Origin of the sequence: Paenibacillus sp. FSL E2-0190 (genome assembly GCF_037992965.1) — a bacterium.
Lineage (GTDB): Bacteria > Bacillota > Bacilli > Paenibacillales > Paenibacillaceae > Paenibacillus_AQ > Paenibacillus_AQ odorifer.
Map to the genome: position 1 here is coordinate 5,351,429 of NZ_CP150306.1, position 17,276 is coordinate 5,368,704.

At 44.6% G+C, this 17,276-nt stretch carries 17 protein-coding genes; 3 read left to right on the forward strand and 14 right to left on the reverse strand.

Going from position 1 to position 17,276, the window contains the following annotated elements; genetic code table 11:
- Nucleotides 1–172: 172 nt before the first annotated feature.
- A complete protein-coding gene (locus NST25_RS23585; RefSeq protein WP_036683710.1) occupies nt 173–1,504 on the reverse strand; it encodes a PhoH family protein in 1,332 nt (443 codons plus the stop codon).
- A gap of 107 nt (nt 1,505–1,611) precedes the next feature.
- On the opposite strand from NST25_RS23585, the gene NST25_RS23590 reads away from it, so the two are divergent.
- A complete protein-coding gene (locus NST25_RS23590; RefSeq protein ID WP_076129034.1) occupies nt 1,612–2,187 on the forward strand; it encodes a YhcN/YlaJ family sporulation lipoprotein in 576 nt (191 codons plus the stop codon).
- A 55-nt stretch (nt 2,188–2,242) separates the two neighbouring features.
- Here NST25_RS23590 and NST25_RS23595 read toward each other — a convergent pair whose 3' ends face one another.
- The 6 genes from NST25_RS23595 to NST25_RS23620 all read right to left on the reverse strand — a co-directional run bounded on the left by NST25_RS23595 (nt 2,243) and on the right by NST25_RS23620 (nt 7,842).
- Complete coding sequence (locus tag NST25_RS23595) at nt 2,243–2,695, reverse strand: pyridoxamine 5'-phosphate oxidase family protein (protein WP_076129033.1); 453 nt, start codon at nt 2,693–2,695, stop codon at nt 2,243–2,245.
- A gap of 101 nt (nt 2,696–2,796) precedes the next feature.
- The gene (locus NST25_RS23600) at nt 2,797–3,897 is read right to left on the reverse strand and encodes an LCP family protein (RefSeq protein WP_076129031.1); all 1,101 of its coding nucleotides are present in this window, start codon (nt 3,895–3,897) and stop codon (nt 2,797–2,799) included.
- Nucleotides 3,898–3,979: 82 nt separating this feature from the next.
- Nucleotides 3,980–4,276: a YlaH-like family protein gene (locus NST25_RS23605; RefSeq protein WP_036683721.1), complete on the reverse strand. Its 297-nt coding sequence runs from the start codon at nt 4,274–4,276 to the stop codon at nt 3,980–3,982.
- Between the two features lie 129 nt (nt 4,277–4,405).
- Complete coding sequence (gene typA, locus NST25_RS23610; RefSeq protein WP_076129029.1) at nt 4,406–6,247, reverse strand: translational GTPase TypA; 1,842 nt, start codon at nt 6,245–6,247, stop codon at nt 4,406–4,408.
- A gap of 205 nt (nt 6,248–6,452) precedes the next feature.
- A complete protein-coding gene (locus tag NST25_RS23615) occupies nt 6,453–6,962 on the reverse strand; it encodes a hypothetical protein (RefSeq protein WP_076129027.1) in 510 nt (169 codons plus the stop codon).
- Nucleotides 6,963–7,182: 220 nt separating this feature from the next.
- A complete protein-coding gene (locus tag NST25_RS23620) occupies nt 7,183–7,842 on the reverse strand; it encodes a TerC family protein (RefSeq protein ID WP_076136549.1) in 660 nt (219 codons plus the stop codon).
- A 171-nt stretch (nt 7,843–8,013) separates the two neighbouring features.
- Here NST25_RS23620 and NST25_RS23625 point away from each other — a divergent pair, with 171 nt between their 5' ends.
- Entirely contained in the window at nt 8,014–8,706 is a 693-nt protein-coding gene (locus NST25_RS23625; protein ID WP_076141834.1) for a TerC family protein, read from the forward strand.
- Between the two features lie 67 nt (nt 8,707–8,773).
- Here NST25_RS23625 and thiI read toward each other — a convergent pair whose 3' ends face one another.
- From thiI to NST25_RS23655, 6 genes are all read right to left on the reverse strand, one after another.
- Nucleotides 8,774–10,054 carry a tRNA uracil 4-sulfurtransferase ThiI gene (gene thiI / locus NST25_RS23630; protein ID WP_248549392.1) on the reverse strand — a complete coding sequence of 427 codons (1,281 nt, stop codon included), beginning with the start codon at nt 10,052–10,054 and terminating at the stop codon, nt 8,774–8,776.
- A gap of 9 nt (nt 10,055–10,063) precedes the next feature.
- Entirely contained in the window at nt 10,064–11,215 is a 1,152-nt protein-coding gene (locus NST25_RS23635; protein WP_340392603.1) for a cysteine desulfurase family protein, read from the reverse strand.
- Between the two features lie 82 nt (nt 11,216–11,297).
- Complete coding sequence (locus tag NST25_RS23640; RefSeq protein ID WP_038572880.1) at nt 11,298–12,002, reverse strand: lytic transglycosylase domain-containing protein; 705 nt, start codon at nt 12,000–12,002, stop codon at nt 11,298–11,300.
- Between the two features lie 186 nt (nt 12,003–12,188).
- Nucleotides 12,189–12,599, reverse strand: a complete 411-nt coding sequence (locus NST25_RS23645; RefSeq protein WP_076304287.1) for a hypothetical protein — start codon at nt 12,597–12,599, stop codon at nt 12,189–12,191.
- 12 nt (nt 12,600–12,611) lie between these two features.
- Nucleotides 12,612–12,833: a DUF1540 domain-containing protein gene (locus NST25_RS23650; RefSeq protein ID WP_036683762.1), complete on the reverse strand. Its 222-nt coding sequence runs from the start codon at nt 12,831–12,833 to the stop codon at nt 12,612–12,614.
- Nucleotides 12,834–12,999: 166 nt separating this feature from the next.
- Nucleotides 13,000–13,497 (reverse strand): YpuI family protein, encoded by a 498-nt coding sequence (locus tag NST25_RS23655; RefSeq protein WP_036683764.1) that lies wholly within the window; start codon nt 13,495–13,497, stop codon nt 13,000–13,002.
- Between the two features lie 316 nt (nt 13,498–13,813).
- Between NST25_RS23655 and NST25_RS23660 the strand changes: the two genes are divergently transcribed.
- Nucleotides 13,814–15,748, forward strand: coding sequence for a S8 family peptidase (locus NST25_RS23660; RefSeq protein WP_340392605.1), 1,935 nt, complete (start codon nt 13,814–13,816; stop codon nt 15,746–15,748).
- On the opposite strand, the gene NST25_RS23665 is transcribed toward NST25_RS23660, so the two are convergent.
- Entirely contained in the window at nt 15,745–17,184 is a 1,440-nt protein-coding gene (locus NST25_RS23665) for a PLP-dependent aminotransferase family protein (RefSeq protein WP_340392607.1), read from the reverse strand. The two genes, NST25_RS23660 and NST25_RS23665, sit on opposite strands and share 4 nt — an antisense overlap.
- Between the last annotated feature and the right edge of the window lie 92 nt (nt 17,185–17,276).

Sequence of the window (17,276 nt, forward strand, 5' to 3'; positions counted from 1 at the left end):
ATGCGGTTAAAATCCGAGGATAAAGGCGAACGCTTCGCTTCTACAGTTCCAGACTTTCTTTCCATGGCTCTAATCACCACAACCAACTTTAAATTCCTCTGCCGTTTCCGGGCGGGCAGGAAAAAGCCGGGAGTGTTTGCTTCTCCCGGCTGAAAATAGGATTGATGAACCGTTAGAGTAGATCCGCGGCCAATTGCGCCAAGCGGGAACGCTCACCTTTTTCCAAAGTAATATGTCCGCTAATCCCTTGCTGTTTAAACTTCTCGACGATATAGCTCAGTCCGTTGCTCGCAGCATCCAGATATGGATGATCGATTTGCTCCGGATCGCCCATTAGAATGACTTTACTTCCTTCTCCCGCTCTGGAGACAATGGTCTTCACCTCATGGCGGGAAAGGTTCTGCGCCTCATCAATAATAATGAACTGCGATGGGATTGAACGGCCGCGAATATAGGTTAAGGCTTCTACCTGTATACTTCCTAACCCCATTAAGATTTTATCGATATCGCCAGCTTTTTTGGTATCGAACAGGAATTCCAGATTATCATAAATAGGCTGCATCCAGGGTCTAAGCTTCTCATCCTTCTCACCGGGCAAATACCCAATGTCTTTACCCATAGGAACGACCGGACGGGCGATAAGCAATTTTTTGTATTTATGTTCATCCTCCACTTTGAATAGTCCGGCTGCAAGCGCCAATAACGTCTTCCCTGTCCCAGCCTTACCCGTGATCGTTACGAGTGGGATTTCATCATTTAGCAGCAGCTCCAGTGCCATTCGTTGTTGAGCATTACGGGCGCTAATCCCCCAAACCGAATCATTGCCCAGATAGAGTGGCTCCAGACGTGTGGCATCACTATTCACTTTGAGAAGAGCTGATTTGCCAGTGCCAATCTCATCCTTGAGAATCACAAATTCATGAGGGTACAACGGATACGACAACGCAAGCTGTTTTACCGTCAGAGAGCGGTGACTGTAATATTCATCAATCAATGCGGGATGAACCTGCAGAGATTGGTAACCAGTGTATAGTTCATTTAAGTCTCCAGTACGATCTGACAAATAATCCTCTGGCGTAATTCCAAGTACATCCGCTTTAATACGAACCAGTACATCCTTGCTCACAAGCACAACGGGACGCGGATCGGGCTTCTCATTCTCTTCATTCAAATAATTGAGAGCAACAGCCAAAATCCGATTGTCGTTAGACACCTCGCCAAACATTTCCTGTACCTTCACAAAACTGCGATGGTTAAGTTCTACCTTCAGCTTGCCTCCATGCTCCAGTTCCACACCACTATGCAAATGACCTAGTTCCCGGAGTCCATCAAGCAATCGGGATACTGTACGGGCATTCCGACCGATTTCGTCAGCATTGCGCTTCTTGGAGTCGATTTCTTCCAGCACAACAGCCGGAATAACCACCTCATGCTCCTTGAAAGAGAAAATTGAATTGGGGTCGTGCAAAAGCACGTTGGTATCTAGCACAAATATCTTGTTCATATTATCCCCTCCACAGCGCCTGGTTTGATTGATCATACATAACTCTTTCCGCCAAGGGAAAAGATATGGTACAGAAACGATTCTTTGGCTGAAAGGAGTAATCACATATGAGAAAATCAATATGTCTGTTGCTGGTACTGCTGCTACTGACAAGCTGCGGTATCGCTAATAAAAAGACATCACCCTCTCCTCAGAATAAACAATCTGCGAATGCTGTAAAGGGTACGGGGAACCATGAGGTTCGGCAATTGTCCAATGATGGTGCGACTAATCCTAAAGCCACCTCAAAAGCTGGTCAAGCCGTCAATGTTAATGGAGAAAGTGAAATTGCACTTAAGGATCATTTTGAACAGTTGGCCAAAAGAGTTCCCGGTGTAAATGGCGCACACTGTGTAGTCATGAACAAAGTTGCCATAGTTGGTCTTGATGTAGAAGGTTCTCTGGGCCGTTCACGTGTAGGAAGCATCAAATATTCTGTAGCGGAAGCCATCCGCAAAGACCCAAGAAGTGTACGGGCGCTTGTCACTGCGGATATGGATCTCTCCAGCAGATTAGCGGAAATGAGCCGCCATATCTCCAAGGGACATCCGATATCCGGATTCTCATCCGAGCTGGCCGATATTATCGGACGAATCATGCCACAGCTGCCAGAGGATACCAAGCCGCAAAAAAATGCACAGTAGAGATTAAGAACAAAAGATGTTCTTTGAGTTCAAAAAAAGCCCAGTGATATTTTCACTAGGCTTTTTTCATGGCAGCAAATACTTGTCCGTCCAACTTCTCAGCGGCACGTCCATCATAAACTTTCGCATATCTTGGGGCGGAGTCCAGCTGCGCGCCGTAAAAAAGCGCGTTGCGGACCGCTTGAATTTCAACATCAAAACAGCACATCTTAAAAGGAACATCTTCTAGCGGGTCCTGCCTTACAGCAGCACTACCGTTAATGGCATAGACAGTTCCTTCACCAAACACAGTTATAGTTATTAATGGATTAACCTTCATATTATTCACAAGTCTTGAACGATGATCAATAGCCAAACGCACAGTACTAGGACTAACAGCATAAAGCCACGAAATAGCTGTGGATGTAGGACCGCCTGTCTCCGCATCAACTGTGTTTAGAAGAACAAAGGTTTCCGATTGCAGCATCGATAGCAAAGTTTCATTCAGCTGAGCAACGGCTTCGGACATAAGTACTGGCCCCCTATGCGACGTTAATTCATTCGATTTATTATATTATAGCACAGGCTGAAACTTGCATTCAATTTTAGCTATGGAAGATATTAAGGTCCTCAAGGCGTCTCAGCAGCTGTCGAATCAGCTCCCGTGGAAATTCCTGCAATCCGATCCTGCAAGCTTTTCTTAGCGGCCTCAAACTCCTCATCATTAATATATACATATGGACTTCGCCACGTTCCAGTAACCGGCTTGAATTCGATATTCTCTTTGGAAATCTTCCAATACGTCGCAATCATATCTTTGATTTGCGAATTTTCGATATCTGTCTTCATGTTACTGTCCACTGCATCAAGCACCTTGCCGATTTTTAATACGCCACCAAGCGATTGCATCTGATCCACCAGACTGTTCAGAACTTCGTTCTGGCGTTTGTTGCGATCAAAATCATCTGATGCGTTGGTCTTAGGCTTGCAATTGGATTTACGATACCGCACATAGTCCAGTGCATTTTTTCCATCCAGCTCTGCCGGACCCTTTTTCAGATTGATATTCGTGCCATCCACAGTGTCTGTATAACACATATTTTCACTAATATTTACTTCGACTCCCCCAAGCTCGTCCACTACATCACGGAAGCCCTGAAAATCAAGAATCGTTGTATAATCTACATCAATATCCAAATACTTACCCATCATCGTCTTCATCTCATCTTCAGCCAGTAGACCAGAGGATTTCTCCTTACCCTTGAAGCGAGCATAAAATTCATTAATTTTCGTCTTCTTATAGCCACTTAGCTCCACGTAGGTATCACGAGGAAGCGAAACAATAGTCGCTGATTTAGTCTTAGGATTAAGTGCTGCAACCATGATTACGTCAGTCAAATAAGACTCGTGTTTAGGTCTGTTATCCGTTCCCAGTATAAGCATTGTCAGTGGTTTTTCTGAAGCGGAATGCCCTGGAGCAACCGTACCCTCAACCCCTGCATTAAATACGCCATGCTCAAGCTTCCAATACAGATAACCGCCATAACCCAGCACGCCGAGGATCGCAATAATTAGCAAAGTTAACAATACTCTAACTAATCTGCCAAAAAAACCTCTCTTTTTCACTTTCTTTTTCGTTTTTTTCTTAGAAGCACCCTTCACAGGCTGTTTTCTATTAGTAGGTTGTTGCCCGTTTGCTCTTGGAGGTAAACCGCTGTTTCTTGTACTCATAATAGAATAAAGTCCTTTTCATTTCATTTAGAATTAGAATTGCTACATTAATTAGACGATCCTTAAGGTACAAAAGTTGCGATTACGATCTCTTCGCTGCTGCCGCAGCCTTTCTCTTCTGTCGAGCTTCTACTATATAACGTATCCGTACCATCAGCATTAATCCGACAGCAACCAACAGACACTGGATAATCGGAAGCTTATCATGTTGGAAAATGAGGAGCATGCCAGAGCCAATCGCCATCATTATGTAGAGCATGATTTCCTTGCCAATCGATAACTTTTGATTCACACGAAAGACTTGATTATAAACAAAAGTAAGCAATATAAAGATAACAATATAAGCGACGATTGGATGCTCAGCGAACCACACCTGCATAGATAACCGCACTCCTCCCAAATTTAAGATACGTTTACATTATATCATCAGTAGGGGAATTTTTTGTTTCTTATATTAAAAAAAGCCGCCGGATGCAATAATCCGGCGGTCTTATTCATAAGCATGTGTTTACGCGTTGGCTTGTGCTGTTTTACGTTGTTTCTCTACACGTTCGCGTTCGCCTTTGTTCAGAATCTTTTTACGCAAACGAATGGATTTAGGTGTAATTTCACAATATTCATCATCGTTCAAATATTCAAGTGCGCCTTCCAAAGAGAAGGTGCGTGGTGTCTTCATTTTTACAGTATCATCTTTTCCTGAGGTACGCATGTTGGTAAGTGCTTTTTCCTTACAGATGTTAACGATAATATCGTTATCACGGGTATGCTCGCCTACGATCATACCTTCATAAATTTCTGTACCTGCATCCAAGAAGAGAATACCACGATCCTCAACACCCACGATTCCGTATTGAGTTGTTGATCCAGTCTCACTTGCTACAAGCACACCTTGATGACGTCCGCCAACTTGACCAGCAACCAGTGGAGCGTAGCTGTCAAAAGCATGGTTCATAACGCCGTAACCGCGTGTCAAAGTCAAGAAGTAAGTGTTGTAACCAATCAATCCACGTGCAGGAATCAGGAACTCCAGACGTACTTGACCCGTACCGTTGTTAATCATATTGACCATTTCGGCTTTACGAGTACCCAGACTCTCCATAACAGAGCCCATGCTCTCTTCTGGAATATCAATCATTAGACGCTCAAGCGGCTCCATTTTGACACCGTCGATTTCTTTAATGATTACTTGTGGTTTAGAAACTTGCATTTCATAACCTTCACGACGCATATTCTCGATCAGAATACCAAGGTGAAGCTCACCGCGTCCAGAAACGATAAATGCATCAGGACTATCAGTTTCTTCCACACGCAAACTCACGTCTGTTTCAAGTTCTTTAAATAGACGCTCACGTAGTTTACGGGAAGTTACCCATTTACCTTCTTTACCAGCAAAAGGACTGTTATTCACTAGGAATGTCATTTGCATGGTTGGTTCGTCAATCTTCAGAACCGGAAGTGCTTCAGGGTTTGCAGGATCAGCAATGGTCTCACCAATGTTGATGTCCTTGATCCCTGCAATAGCAACGATATCCCCTGCGCCCGCTTGCTCTGTTTCAATACGTTTCAAACCTTGGAAGCCGAACAATTTCTCGATACGTGCAGTTTTGCTCTTACCATCACGCATAATAACTGTTACAGATTGACCTTGTTTGATCACACCGCGGTTAACACGTCCAATCGCAATACGACCCAAGTATTCGTTATAATCCATCAACGTTACGAGGAATTGAAGCGGTTCTTCAACACTTTCGGTTGGAGCTGGAATATGTTCAACAATGGTTTCGTAGAGCGAAAGCATCGTTTCATCTTGTTTCTCAGGAACCATGCTTGATGTACCATTAAGAGCAGATGCATAAACAACAGGGAATTCCAATTGTTCGTCATTTGCTTCAAGTTCGATGAACAAATCGAGCACTTCATCAATAACTTCCTTAGGACGAGCAGCTGGACGGTCAATCTTGTTCACGACAACGATCGGTGTAAGTTTTTGTTCCAATGCTTTACGCAGAACGAATTTCGTTTGCGGCATGCAGCCTTCATAAGCATCAACAACCAGCAATACACCGTCAACCATTTTCATGATCCGTTCTACTTCGCCACCAAAGTCAGCATGTCCAGGTGTATCCACAATGTTGATTAAAAACTCTTTATAAGTAATTGCTGTATTTTTAGCTAGGATTGTAATTCCACGTTCCCGTTCGATATCATTAGAGTCCATAGCACGTTCTTGCAAGTGCTCATGGGCGCTGAAGATCCCCGATTGTTGAAGGAGCTGATCGACGAGTGTTGTTTTGCCATGGTCAACGTGGGCAATGATCGCAATGTTGCGAATATCTTTTCTTGAATGCATGATTTGTATCCAAATCCTCTCATTTATCAAATTAAAACTGTTAAAATTCATAGCATGTCACGGCAGTCTCACAAAAGAAGCGCCAGGCAGAAAGCCGACGCTTCAACATAACATTAATATTATAGTGAAAGTACCATGAAAAGCAAGTCTTTTTATGAAAAAACAGTTACCAATTTCCGTTTTTTTTCACAAGATCCTACAGCAATTAGCTTCGATACCATCTATTCCGGCCACGTGCTCTGCCTCGACCGGTAATCAGCCAAATTCCTACAGCTATTAATACAATCCCGATCAGGTAGATCGCGCCGGTGCCCATAAGGCTGAAAATACAAAGCGCAAGGCTTAGTAAGCCTAATGTTACAGCAATTGCTGACAGACCACCCGTCCGTCTTGGTTCATAGATAGAGTATTCATACAAGCCCACGGCAAGACCAAGCAACAGCACAGGCCATAAGTTTCTCATAAGCCCCCATCCCCAAATATTGCAAAGACCAAACAACAAACCATACACCGTTAATATCCCGGCAGGAACCAATACCGAGGCCGAAGCACGACGGCTGAAAAATAACATGTGTAGTACTATTCCTGGAATTAAAATCACTAGAGGCCAAAGCGCGCGCCCCAAAAATCCGAAGACGCCCAGCTTACCTAATAAAATCACGATGCCAGCAGCAACAATAAAAATTCCTAGCTGTATATCTTTCTTTGAAGACATCCTTCACCCATCCCTTCAATTTCACGTCTACCTCATTTCCTCGTCACCTTATAGCCTGAAAGCGACAGGATTCTTACTCATATATTATCCGAAACATACACAAAATGCCATCACTCCCTGTGATTAATCAGTGTCTATAAGCGCTTCTGATCACGCAAAAAAAACGGACAATTCCAATTTATGGAGATGTCCGTTTAGTATTGCCTTTTATTGCAATTTATTAACCTGCAGATGTTTTTCTGCGTTTTATTGCTCCCGTAACGACAACTAATATTCCTAAGGCAATGGGCAAATAGGAATGTGAGGAAGGGAACAAAAAGGAGAGCATCGTCCCTAATTTTGCATCCTGAAGCAACATATCCCCTGCTGTAAACGCCAATATATAAGCACCGATAAATACGAGCACTGGAAACCGGTGCAGCCAGCCGACAATAATGCCGCTTCCCCACACTACTATCGGAATGCTAAGAGCAATCCCGATGACAATTAAAGCCAAATCTCCTTTAGCTACTCCTGCAATGGCTAGTACATTATCCAGGCTCATAATGAAGTCTGCTACAAGAATCGTTCGGATTGCTTTCCAGACTGAGGATGATTCCCTTACTCTGAGATCCTCCTCTTCCTCCAAAAGCAGCTTGAACGCTATCCATAGCAGCAGCATTCCCCCTCCAGCCTGAATATAAGGGATTTTTAATAGCAATACCGCAACAAAAGTAAGCAAACACCGCAGAACAACTGCGCCTGCTGAGCCCCACCATACTGCAGTCTTTCGGTGCTTCGCCGAAAGATCCTTGCTGGCCATTGCAATAACCATTGCATTATCTCCGCTCAGCACCAGATTAATCATCAATATTTCACCAAGGAGCAATAATGAATCCATTCGCACTTACCTCCCCGAGTCACATGTAACTACTTGTATGTTCGGAAATGACAAGCTATGCTTCCTGTCCAACTTTTTTTGAGCGTGAACGCATGTTGGCTCCTTTTTTTGCGTATACAAAACTAAGCATATTTTGAAGCTCAATCTAACAAACTTGGGAGTGACTTCGCTTTGAATACATCCATCTGGGAGTTTATATTATCGCTGCTCAACATTATTTTTCTAGATCTTATTTTGGCGGGAGATAATGCCATTGTGATCGGTCTTGCGGCGCGTAATTTACCGTCAGACACGCAAAAGAAGGCTATCGTATTTGGAACAGCAGGTGCTGTAGTGTTGCGGATCTTCGCAACGATTCTGGTCGTATGGCTGTTGAAAATCCCCTGGTTACTGCTTGCCGGAGGGATTTTACTCATTCTGATTGCCTATAAGCTGTTAACCAGTGAGAACACTTCAACAGATATCAAGGCAGGTCAAAGCTTGTGGTCCGCTGTAGGTACAATCATTTTAGCTGATGCTGCCATGGGCCTTGATAATGTGATCGCCATTGCCGGAGCTGCCAAGCATAATATCTCACTGGTTATCATAGGACTGCTGATCAGTGTTCCCATCGTTGTGTGGGGAAGTACCCTTTTTATTAAATTAATCAACAAATATCCATGGATCATTTATATTGGTTCTGCTGTCTTAGGTTTTACTGCTTCAAGTATGATTACGGATGAACATCAGCTTGCGCCATTTTTTAATCATCATCCGCTGCTCAAATATCTGTTTATAATCGTGATCATTATAGGTATCTTGGCAGCGGGACATTGGAAACGCCAATCAAAACCAGAAGAGCCTCAGGAGGGCACAATCGTCTAAACCACAAAAAAACTGCCTCAGAACGTAGATTTCACTACGCTTCAAGGCAGTTTTTTGGTTTATTACTTTAGAACCATTCTTCCTGTAAACCAGCCTCGACACTTACAACATCACTAGGCTTCTCATCTCCATAGGGAGTGATTAACACGGTCTCTGTGGCTTCAATCGCCGCTTCCAGAAGTTCAGAATATCCCGGAAGCGTAGCCTCTATCTTATCCACAATCCGTAAATTCGGATTTGTTGTAGGTGATTTTGGAACAAATAAAGTACAGCAATCCTCATAAGGAAGGATAGACAAATCATAGGTACCGATGTTCTTCGACAGGTCCACGATATCACTTTTGTCCATCATTACCAGCGGACGCAGAAGGGGGAGGGTTGTCGCACGGCCAATCACGTTCATGCTTGGCAAGGTCTGGCTAGCGACTTGTCCCAGACTATCCCCGGTTACAATCGCCAATGCACCTTCCCGCTCAGCAAGCTGGGTAGTAATTCTCAGCATTGCCCGCCGCATCAGTGTAATAATCAGATTATCCTGGCCGATGCCGGTAAAGGAAGTCTGCACTTCAGTAAAGGGTACCAGATGCAGCTTGATTACACCCGCATAACGTGACAATACCCGCGCAAGATCCACAACTTTTTGTCTAGCAAGCTCGCTTGTATAAGGATAACTGTAGAAGTGCACGCACTCCACTTCAAGTCCGCGCCGCATGGATGACCAGCCTGCTACAGGACTATCAATGCCACCGGACAGCAATAACATCGCTTTTCCGTTAGTGCCTAATGGAAATCCACCTACACCGGCAATATTTTCACAGAAAATATAAGTATGTCCCTGACGAATTTCGACCCTCAGCTCTAATTCAGGCGATTTAACGTCTACGGTGAGGCCAGGATATCCTTGCAATAGTGGTGTCGCGATCCGTTTATTCATCTCAATGGAGCCGTAAGGGAACTCTTTCCATACCCGCCGAGCATTAACCTTAAATCTGGTGCCCGGAGCAGGCGCGATTATCTCCAAAAATTGACGGCTGACCGCTACAATATCCTCAAGCTCTGACTTAGAAACCTTCACTGGACTGACTGAAGCAATGCCAAATACATTCTTCAGTGCTTGTACCAATTCAATCGCAGATTCCCCGTTCAGTTCCACGTAAATTCTTCCGAATTCCTTGCTCAGAACTACGTTTGGATAAGGCTTAATCAATTCCTTCACATGACGCAGTACGGTTTTTTCAAATCGGGTACGATTTTTGCCCTTTAAAGTAAACTCTCCAAAACGCAGGAGCAGCATATCAGCGTATTCTATACTATGGGCTCTGCCTTCTGCAGATTCCTTGTTCATCATGCTCATTTGTTACTTCATTCCTCCTTCAGCAATCTTTAAAGCTTGTACCGCAGTGGTTAATGCTTGCTCAAGCGCAGCGACATCCTCATCTGTATGACTGTCGCCAAGGCTAATACGAATCCCACCTGAAGCACTGGAGACATCTTTACCCATAGACAATAATACACGACTAGGCTCAGCCAGTCGTGAGGAGCAGGCCGAACGGGTGGAGACAGCCATCCCCAGTTCCTCTAGCTTGCGGGCGAATACCTCTCCCTTCATGCCAGGGTAAGAGAAATTCACAATATGGGGAGCTCCATCCTCTCTGCTGTTTATAACAAATTCAGGAACGGTGCGCAAGAAGCGTAATAATCGATCTCGGAGTGGAACCAACTGGGCAACGAAGGTTTCGCGCTGCTCACCACTCATGCGGATAGCTTTGGAGGATGCGACAATCGCAGGTACATTTTCAGTTCCAGCGCGTTGTCCTTCTTCATGAGAGCCCCCTGTAAGCAATGGGAATAGCTTAATTCCCTCTTTGATATACAGTAATCCCACTCCACGTGGGCCTCGAAGCTTATGAGGAGACAGGCTATAAAGATCCACCTGCCATTCCTTTAAGTCAACTGCAAGTTTACCATATCCCTGAACACCATCTACATGAAATAAGGTTCGCGGATTCACAGCTTTAATCAGCTTCCCCATCTCTTTAAGCGGTTGTATCGTTCCAATCTCGTTATTGACATGCATCACACTAACAAGCACTGTGTCGCGCCGGACAGCAGCAGCTACGCGCTCAGGATCAACAACGCCAGTGCTATCGGGTGCTACAAAAGTAACCTCCCAGCCCATTCGCTGCAATTGCAGGAAACTCTCATATACAGAGGGATGCTCTATTTCTGTAGTTACCAAATGACGGCCTCTAGTCTGATATTGCAGAGCAGCGCCTTTTATCGCCAAATTATTGCTTTCCGTTGCACCAGAAGTAAATAGAATCTCCTGCGGTTGTACAGATAAAGCAGCAGCGCATACTTCACGCGACCGTCTGATCAGCTTACCCGCTTCACTGCCCGCACGGTGCAAAGAGGAAGGGTTCGCATAATGCAGCTTCATAATTTGTTCCATCGTCTGCACCACTTCTACATAGGGCGGTGTAGCGGCGGCATAATCCCAGTAAAGCATATGTCAAATGTCTCCTTTACTTCGTTGAGTGAACTTATTATCGAAAAAGGATCAAACGGTGTTTCCCGTTTGATCCTTTTTATTATACCGCGTATTGAGCGCGAGCGCGTTCTATTTTAAAGATATAAGATTGTGTCTCTTTTGGAAGCAGGCTAAGTTTCTCCAATAATTCCTGATCATTGGTTACTCCCAGATCTGTTACCCGTCCCGGCCCTGCGTTGTACGCTGCAAGTGCCATCTTTTCCTCTCCGCCAAAGCGTTTCAGTTGATAAGATAAATAACGTACGCCGCCATCAATGTTTTGCGCCGGATCGAACGAATCAGTAACCCCTAAGCCGCTCGCGGTCCCATCCATAAGCTGCATTAAACCTTTAGCCCCTGCCGAAGAGACCACATTAGGATTAAACGAAGATTCAGTATCAATCACTGCTTTGATCAGATCAATCGGCACGCCATATTTAGCACTCGCCTTCTGGATGAGATCATCATAGCTCGTAGGTGTGGAACCCGTTATTTCCCCGGAAATTATGTTATTGAAGGTTTCTGTTGTCCCACCTATCTGCTGCCATAACAAGCTGCTGACTGAAGTTGCATCCGGGAGAGAAGTCAAATAGCTTGAACTTTCACTACTCGTTGACATTGCCTGAAGCATTGTCGCAAATCCAGAAGCTGAAACTCCCGTTGACCGTTCATTTCCATTCGCGGAGCTAGTTTTTTCGGTTGTTGCCTTAAGGTTGATCCATTTAAGCTGCCCTAACCCGTCGGTTACAGCGGGATTGATCTGCATGCTGGCGCACTCCTTTTTTGTCCTACTCGAATCATATATAAGGTTTCGCGTTGAAATTTCGATGAATTACGGCTTAATCTTACATTTTATCTGAGATTATTGCTATATGTTGGAATGAAAAAACAGACTTCAGACCCTGATATTTAGGTCTAAAAGCCTGTTTAGATCAAAGCCATTCAGTTCTTTTTAGCGCGCAAAGGGAATCATCACGAAGTAACTTAGTGTCGCAACAATCCCTAAGCCCATTGCCCATGCCCCAAGCGTTTTTTGCTCTTTGACATAGGAATAATAACCAACTACGGCAGCGATGGGTCCGAGAATAAAAGACCAGATGAACAATGAGGCGATCCCCATCCCCAGTCCAACATACCCCATTACCCGGCTTCCACTATATTCCGCTTCACTGTCCTTGCGTTCTTCCACTCTCCGCGGGGCATCCCGAACCTGCATTGGAACCGGATTTACCTCAGCAGCGTATTCTTCGCGATGCTCTCTGTCCCGCCGAGGATAGTCCACTCTCCGCGGACGAAGAATGACTTTTCTCGGACCGGATTGTTCCCGTGATGAGCTTGATTCATTATCCTTTTCTGTGTCCATTCTGGCGGCCTCCTAAGCGTTCGGCTTAAACGTCAGACAACATGTTGCAGATGATGTACTGGCATGATCGCGGTGACCTTCATTTGTCATTTCTTCAGCATATTCTTCCTTATAACCATTGCCTACGTGCTTATCGATCTCGATGACAATTTCTTCAGCCCGGCATAAATTATGCTCGCCCCAATAATGACAATTGCTCACGCTACATTTTACTAATGGTTTTTCACTCGACATAATTATCACCTCGGCTTCATTATGTCCGCTCCATTTACCCGCTATTCGACAGAGTGGTTTCCAGTTGATGTATCGAGACAGGGCTTTTAATCCACGCAAAAAAGGACCAGCTCATCGTCATTACAAAATGACAAAGTGCTGATCCCTTTAGATCACTATTTAGAAGTTAAACCTGATTTTGCATACGTTTCTCGGTCAAATAGTCGTTCTCATAATAAATGAGATCATCGCGAAGATCTTCATACGTTTTGGTGATTTCTAGGATGATATCACGTGCGGGACGTACTGGCTTTTTGCGGAAACGGATTGCATCCTGACCAGTATAAGCGTAACGGCCATCTTCAGAATAGCTTTCATTTTTCGGATAAAAGAAGTTGTTCACGCCATAGTGATATACATTATAAAGCGCTTTCTGTGCAAAAGATTCATCGAATGTCGCACGACGCAGCGCAACGCCTAATTTCTCATATGACATTTCCGAGAACACTAATAGGTGACGAAGATCGGACAGAAAACCTTGGTAAAATTGTACAGTTTCCTCATCTCCCTCAACTACAAGCTGAGGCAATGCATGCTCATTTAGAAATACTTCCATTTTGTCGATTACCACTTTAAGTTTATCTCTCGTCGATTCACATAATTTCTGCACATTGGCTGCTGACATAGCGGTTGCTCCTCCTTATTATTCCCTGCTCTTGTAGTCAATAAAGTTAATCCTCTGAAAGAAACCGCCCTAAAGACGTATCTCTTTATTCTTGCAATATCAGGATGTGAACACAGAGAAGTCTAACCTTCTAAACAATTATTAAGAACAACATCTAATGAGGTATCTCTTACAAAATCAAGAAGACAATTCGAGATACTTATTCTCTCTGATATTATCATAAAAAACGTTAGGAAGGTATCCTTTTCTAAGATGCATAAAAGATACGCTCTCTTCTAAACCTATAGACATTACATTGCATAGAGGAGCGGAAATCATGTCACGAAAAAATCTAACAGTTGCAGGTTTGGTTACAGCAGCTTTTACAGTTGGGTTACTTACCTTTGCCCTGCGCCCTGCCACTAATGGGACGACCAGAGATGTCGCAAAAGTCGCTGTTCAGAATCCGGCTCCAACTTCAGCTTTGCATTCACCTCCAAATCCCTCTCAGGAAAAAACATTAAAGAAAACCTCCTTAAGCCAGGATGTGGAGGCGACAGATCATCTGAATAGAGTCGATGTCAGTAGACACTTAACTAAACTCCTGTCTGAAACAGACGGGATGTCTTCGCTTCATGATAAATCAGTGTATGCGAAACGATTGCAGCAAGACCACGGGTTTATCTCCATGCTGATGTGGATCGATTTCCGCACACAAAAGACTGAGACCTTTAAATCGTCTTTTCCAAAAGGAACCGAACAGGAGAACAAACAGCTTCTAAAATATCTCAATACGGCAAAAACAGCAATCCACGGTCATCAATCCTATGAATCTCCAACGTTTACAATCGGTAAAGAAAAATATTACTTTATCGCTCAGCGGAACAAACAGAAAAATGTAGGGATTATTGCTCTTATTAACCAAAAGGTGCTTGGGCGTGTGGCAGACCATCAGCTGAAGAACCTGCGTCTCATTCCGTATCCTAAGGAAGGCAAATACCATGTGGAATCAGTCCATACCGATAACTTAAAGGACATTACAGTCAAGACCGGCCATGATAACGAAAATGCCAGCCATTTTTATGAGAATGAAATTGTAGTCCGTTTTAAGGGAAATGCTCCGACTCAGGGACAGCTCCAGACGATAACCGCCGATATCCACTGCAAGCAGCCACGCAAGCTGGGATATGCCTATATCTTTCGCTCTGAGAAGATGACCTATTATCAGCTGAAATCCTATTTCACCAACAAATGGCATCCCGAGTATACGGAACCTCACTATATGTATTTAACCAATGATACCATCACTAAAAACGCTGAAGGAACTGTCACGCCTAACGACATGTTATTCTCCACTTACCAATGGAACCTCCCGGCGATTGAAACTGAGCTAGGTTGGAATCTTTCCAAAGGCAGCAAAGAAGTGGTTGTAGCCGTAGTCGATACGGGAGTACAGATTAATCATCCTGATTTACAAGGTAAGCTTTTGACTGGTTACAATGCCATTACCAATGGTTCCACACCCGAGGATGATGTAGGTCACGGTACACATGTATCTGGAATCATTGGCGCACTTGTTAACAACGGGGAAGGTGTAGCTGGCATCAGCTGGTACAATAAGATCCTCCCTGTAAAAGCGCTAGATAACTCAGGTGCCGGAACGACTTATTCCGTAGCAGAAGGTATCATATGGGCAGCTGACAATGGCGCAAAGGTTATTAACTTAAGTTTAGGGAATTATGCCGACTCGCAGTTCCTCCATGATGCGATTAAATACGCCTATGACCGGGACATCGTGCTTGTGTCTGCAGCAGGCAATGATAATACAGAACGGCCTGGATACCCTGCAGCTTATCCCGAAGTGATTGCAGTGGCTGCTACAAATGCTTCAGGGGAAAAAGCCTCCTTCTCCAACTACGGCGATTATATTGATGTCGCTGCACCCGGAGAAAGCATCGCAAGCACCTATCCGGACAGCCAGTATGCCGCTTTATCCGGCACGTCGATGGCCAGTCCCCATGTCGCTGCGCTGGCGGGTCTGGTACGTTCACTGAATCCTAATCTGACGAATAAGGAAGTTATGGACCTTATGACCAAAAACGCTGTTGATCTGGGAACTTCCGGCCATGATAAATACTTTGGCTGGGGTCAGGTCGATATTTATAAAACGCTACAAGCGGCAAGCGGCAATCAAGTTCCATTGCAGCTTTTCCCTCAACATGTACGCCAGCAAATGAATCAATTAAAACAAAGAACAAATAACACCCCTTAACCGTGTTTTTGCAAAAACCGGCCAAGTAAGCGCAGAAACCGCTGTAACCCTTCCTCCATTTCCGGTTCATTCATTTGCGAATAGCAAAGACGGATGTGGCGGGAAGGCGTTTCCGCAGAGTAACAGACATCACCGGGTAAAAAAGAAATGCTCTCCTGCTCCGCCAAGTCATGCAGGCTTGCGATATCAGGAGAAGGGGGCAGCTCCAGCCAGAGATTAAGTCCTCCCTCTGGTAGAATATAGTTCACTCCAGACGGCGCGTACAGCTTCAGAAGCTTCGCCGCCTTTTCCATACGACCACGGAGTGTAATTCGTAGCTGTGCTGCGTAGGCATCGTATTTTTCAGCGATGAAGGGTAATACGGCCTTCTGTGTCAGCAAGGGACTTCCTAGATCACTCGCAGATTTAGCGGCGATCAGCCGGGACAGAATATTTCCTTCTGCAGCCACACAGGCGATTCGGCAACCAGGTGCAAGTACTTTGCTAAAGCTTTTCATATAGACTACATGTCCATCGGGATCCATTGATTTAATCGCCCTAGGTGGTGGTGCATGGAAATATAAATCACTAAATGGGTCATCCTCAACAATGAGGCAACGGTAGCTGCGCGCTAATTCCAGCAGTCGTTGTCTTCTTGTGATGCTCATAGTTACGCCGCTTGGATTTTGAAAAGTAGGGATGGTATAAATTAGCTTTGGAGGTCTTTGATCACACATTTTTGTAAGAACATCCACTCGCATCCCTTCACTATCCGTAGGCACAAAAATCATCTCTGCACCTCGTCCCGCAAAAACATCAATAGCACCAGTATAGCTAGGCGCCTCAAGATAGACTGTATCTCCAGGACCAACAAATGTACGAGCCACCAGATCAATGCCTTGCTGGGTCCCGCTGGTTATCATCAAATCGGAAGAAGTGAGTGAAATCCCACGCGATTTCAAATGTTCTCTCATGACATTCCGCAGCTCAAGATCTCCCTGAAAATTCCCGTAGGTTGCCATAAGCTCCGGTTGCTCTTTGACCAAGGATGCGTAGGTGTCACTAATATCTTGAAGTGGCAGCAGCTCACTGTGGATGGCGGCTAAATGAAAGGGATATTTCACTTCTGAAACATCAAAATTCCGCCAAAGCTGAGCCCTCGGCAAATAATCATCATATAAATCCTGCCAGCAACCCTCTTCTTGACGTCTATTATGGGTTGGATCGGCCACAAAGCAACCTTTGCCCTGTCTGCAGTATATAAGTCCTCGTTTCTCAAGCATATCGTAAGCCTTGCTTACTGTAACCTGACTCACGTTCAATGTTATAGCTAGACTTCTAACGGAGGGCAGCCGGACACCTTGCTGAAGCAGTCCTGATGAGATCCGCTGACTGAGGGTTTCACTGATTTGATGGGGCAGAGTTTTACTGCCGCTGCGATTCAAATCGATATGCATGAACCCTTCACCTCCACTGTTATATTCAACGCTTTACTGTTATACAGCACTCCTATTATGATAGCATCAAATCGAAAGGTGGAGAACTAATT

Coding starts and splice junctions, on each gene's coding strand:
- NST25_RS23595 (WP_076129033.1), bottom strand. CDS start 2,695: ATGTCCGAAGCCGTTGCTCAGCTGAATGAAACTTTGCTATCGATGCTG.
- NST25_RS23650 (WP_036683762.1), bottom strand. CDS start 12,833: ATGTCGAGTGAAAAACCATTAGTAAAATGTAGCGTGAGCAATTGTCAT.
- NST25_RS23660 (WP_340392605.1), top strand. CDS start 13,814: ATGTCACGAAAAAATCTAACAGTTGCAGGTTTGGTTACAGCAGCTTTT.
- NST25_RS23645 (WP_076304287.1), bottom strand. CDS start 12,599: ATGGACACAGAAAAGGATAATGAATCAAGCTCATCACGGGAACAATCC.
- NST25_RS23605 (WP_036683721.1), bottom strand. CDS start 4,276: ATGCAGGTGTGGTTCGCTGAGCATCCAATCGTCGCTTATATTGTTATC.
- typA (WP_076129029.1), bottom strand. CDS start 6,247: ATGCATTCAAGAAAAGATATTCGCAACATTGCGATCATTGCCCACGTT.
- NST25_RS23590 (WP_076129034.1), top strand. CDS start 1,612: ATGAGAAAATCAATATGTCTGTTGCTGGTACTGCTGCTACTGACAAGC.
- NST25_RS23620 (WP_076136549.1), bottom strand. CDS start 7,842: ATGGATTCATTATTGCTCCTTGGTGAAATATTGATGATTAATCTGGTG.
- thiI (WP_248549392.1), bottom strand. CDS start 10,054: ATGATGAACAAGGAATCTGCAGAAGGCAGAGCCCATAGTATAGAATAC.
- NST25_RS23600 (WP_076129031.1), bottom strand. CDS start 3,897: ATGAGTACAAGAAACAGCGGTTTACCTCCAAGAGCAAACGGGCAACAA.
- NST25_RS23665 (WP_340392607.1), bottom strand. CDS start 17,184: ATGCATATCGATTTGAATCGCAGCGGCAGTAAAACTCTGCCCCATCAA.
- NST25_RS23635 (WP_340392603.1), bottom strand. CDS start 11,215: ATGCTTTACTGGGATTATGCCGCCGCTACACCGCCCTATGTAGAAGTG.
- NST25_RS23655 (WP_036683764.1), bottom strand. CDS start 13,497: ATGTCAGCAGCCAATGTGCAGAAATTATGTGAATCGACGAGAGATAAA.
- NST25_RS23585 (WP_036683710.1), bottom strand. CDS start 1,504: ATGAACAAGATATTTGTGCTAGATACCAACGTGCTTTTGCACGACCCC.
- NST25_RS23640 (WP_038572880.1), bottom strand. CDS start 12,002: ATGCAGATCAATCCCGCTGTAACCGACGGGTTAGGGCAGCTTAAATGG.
- NST25_RS23615 (WP_076129027.1), bottom strand. CDS start 6,962: ATGTCTTCAAAGAAAGATATACAGCTAGGAATTTTTATTGTTGCTGCT.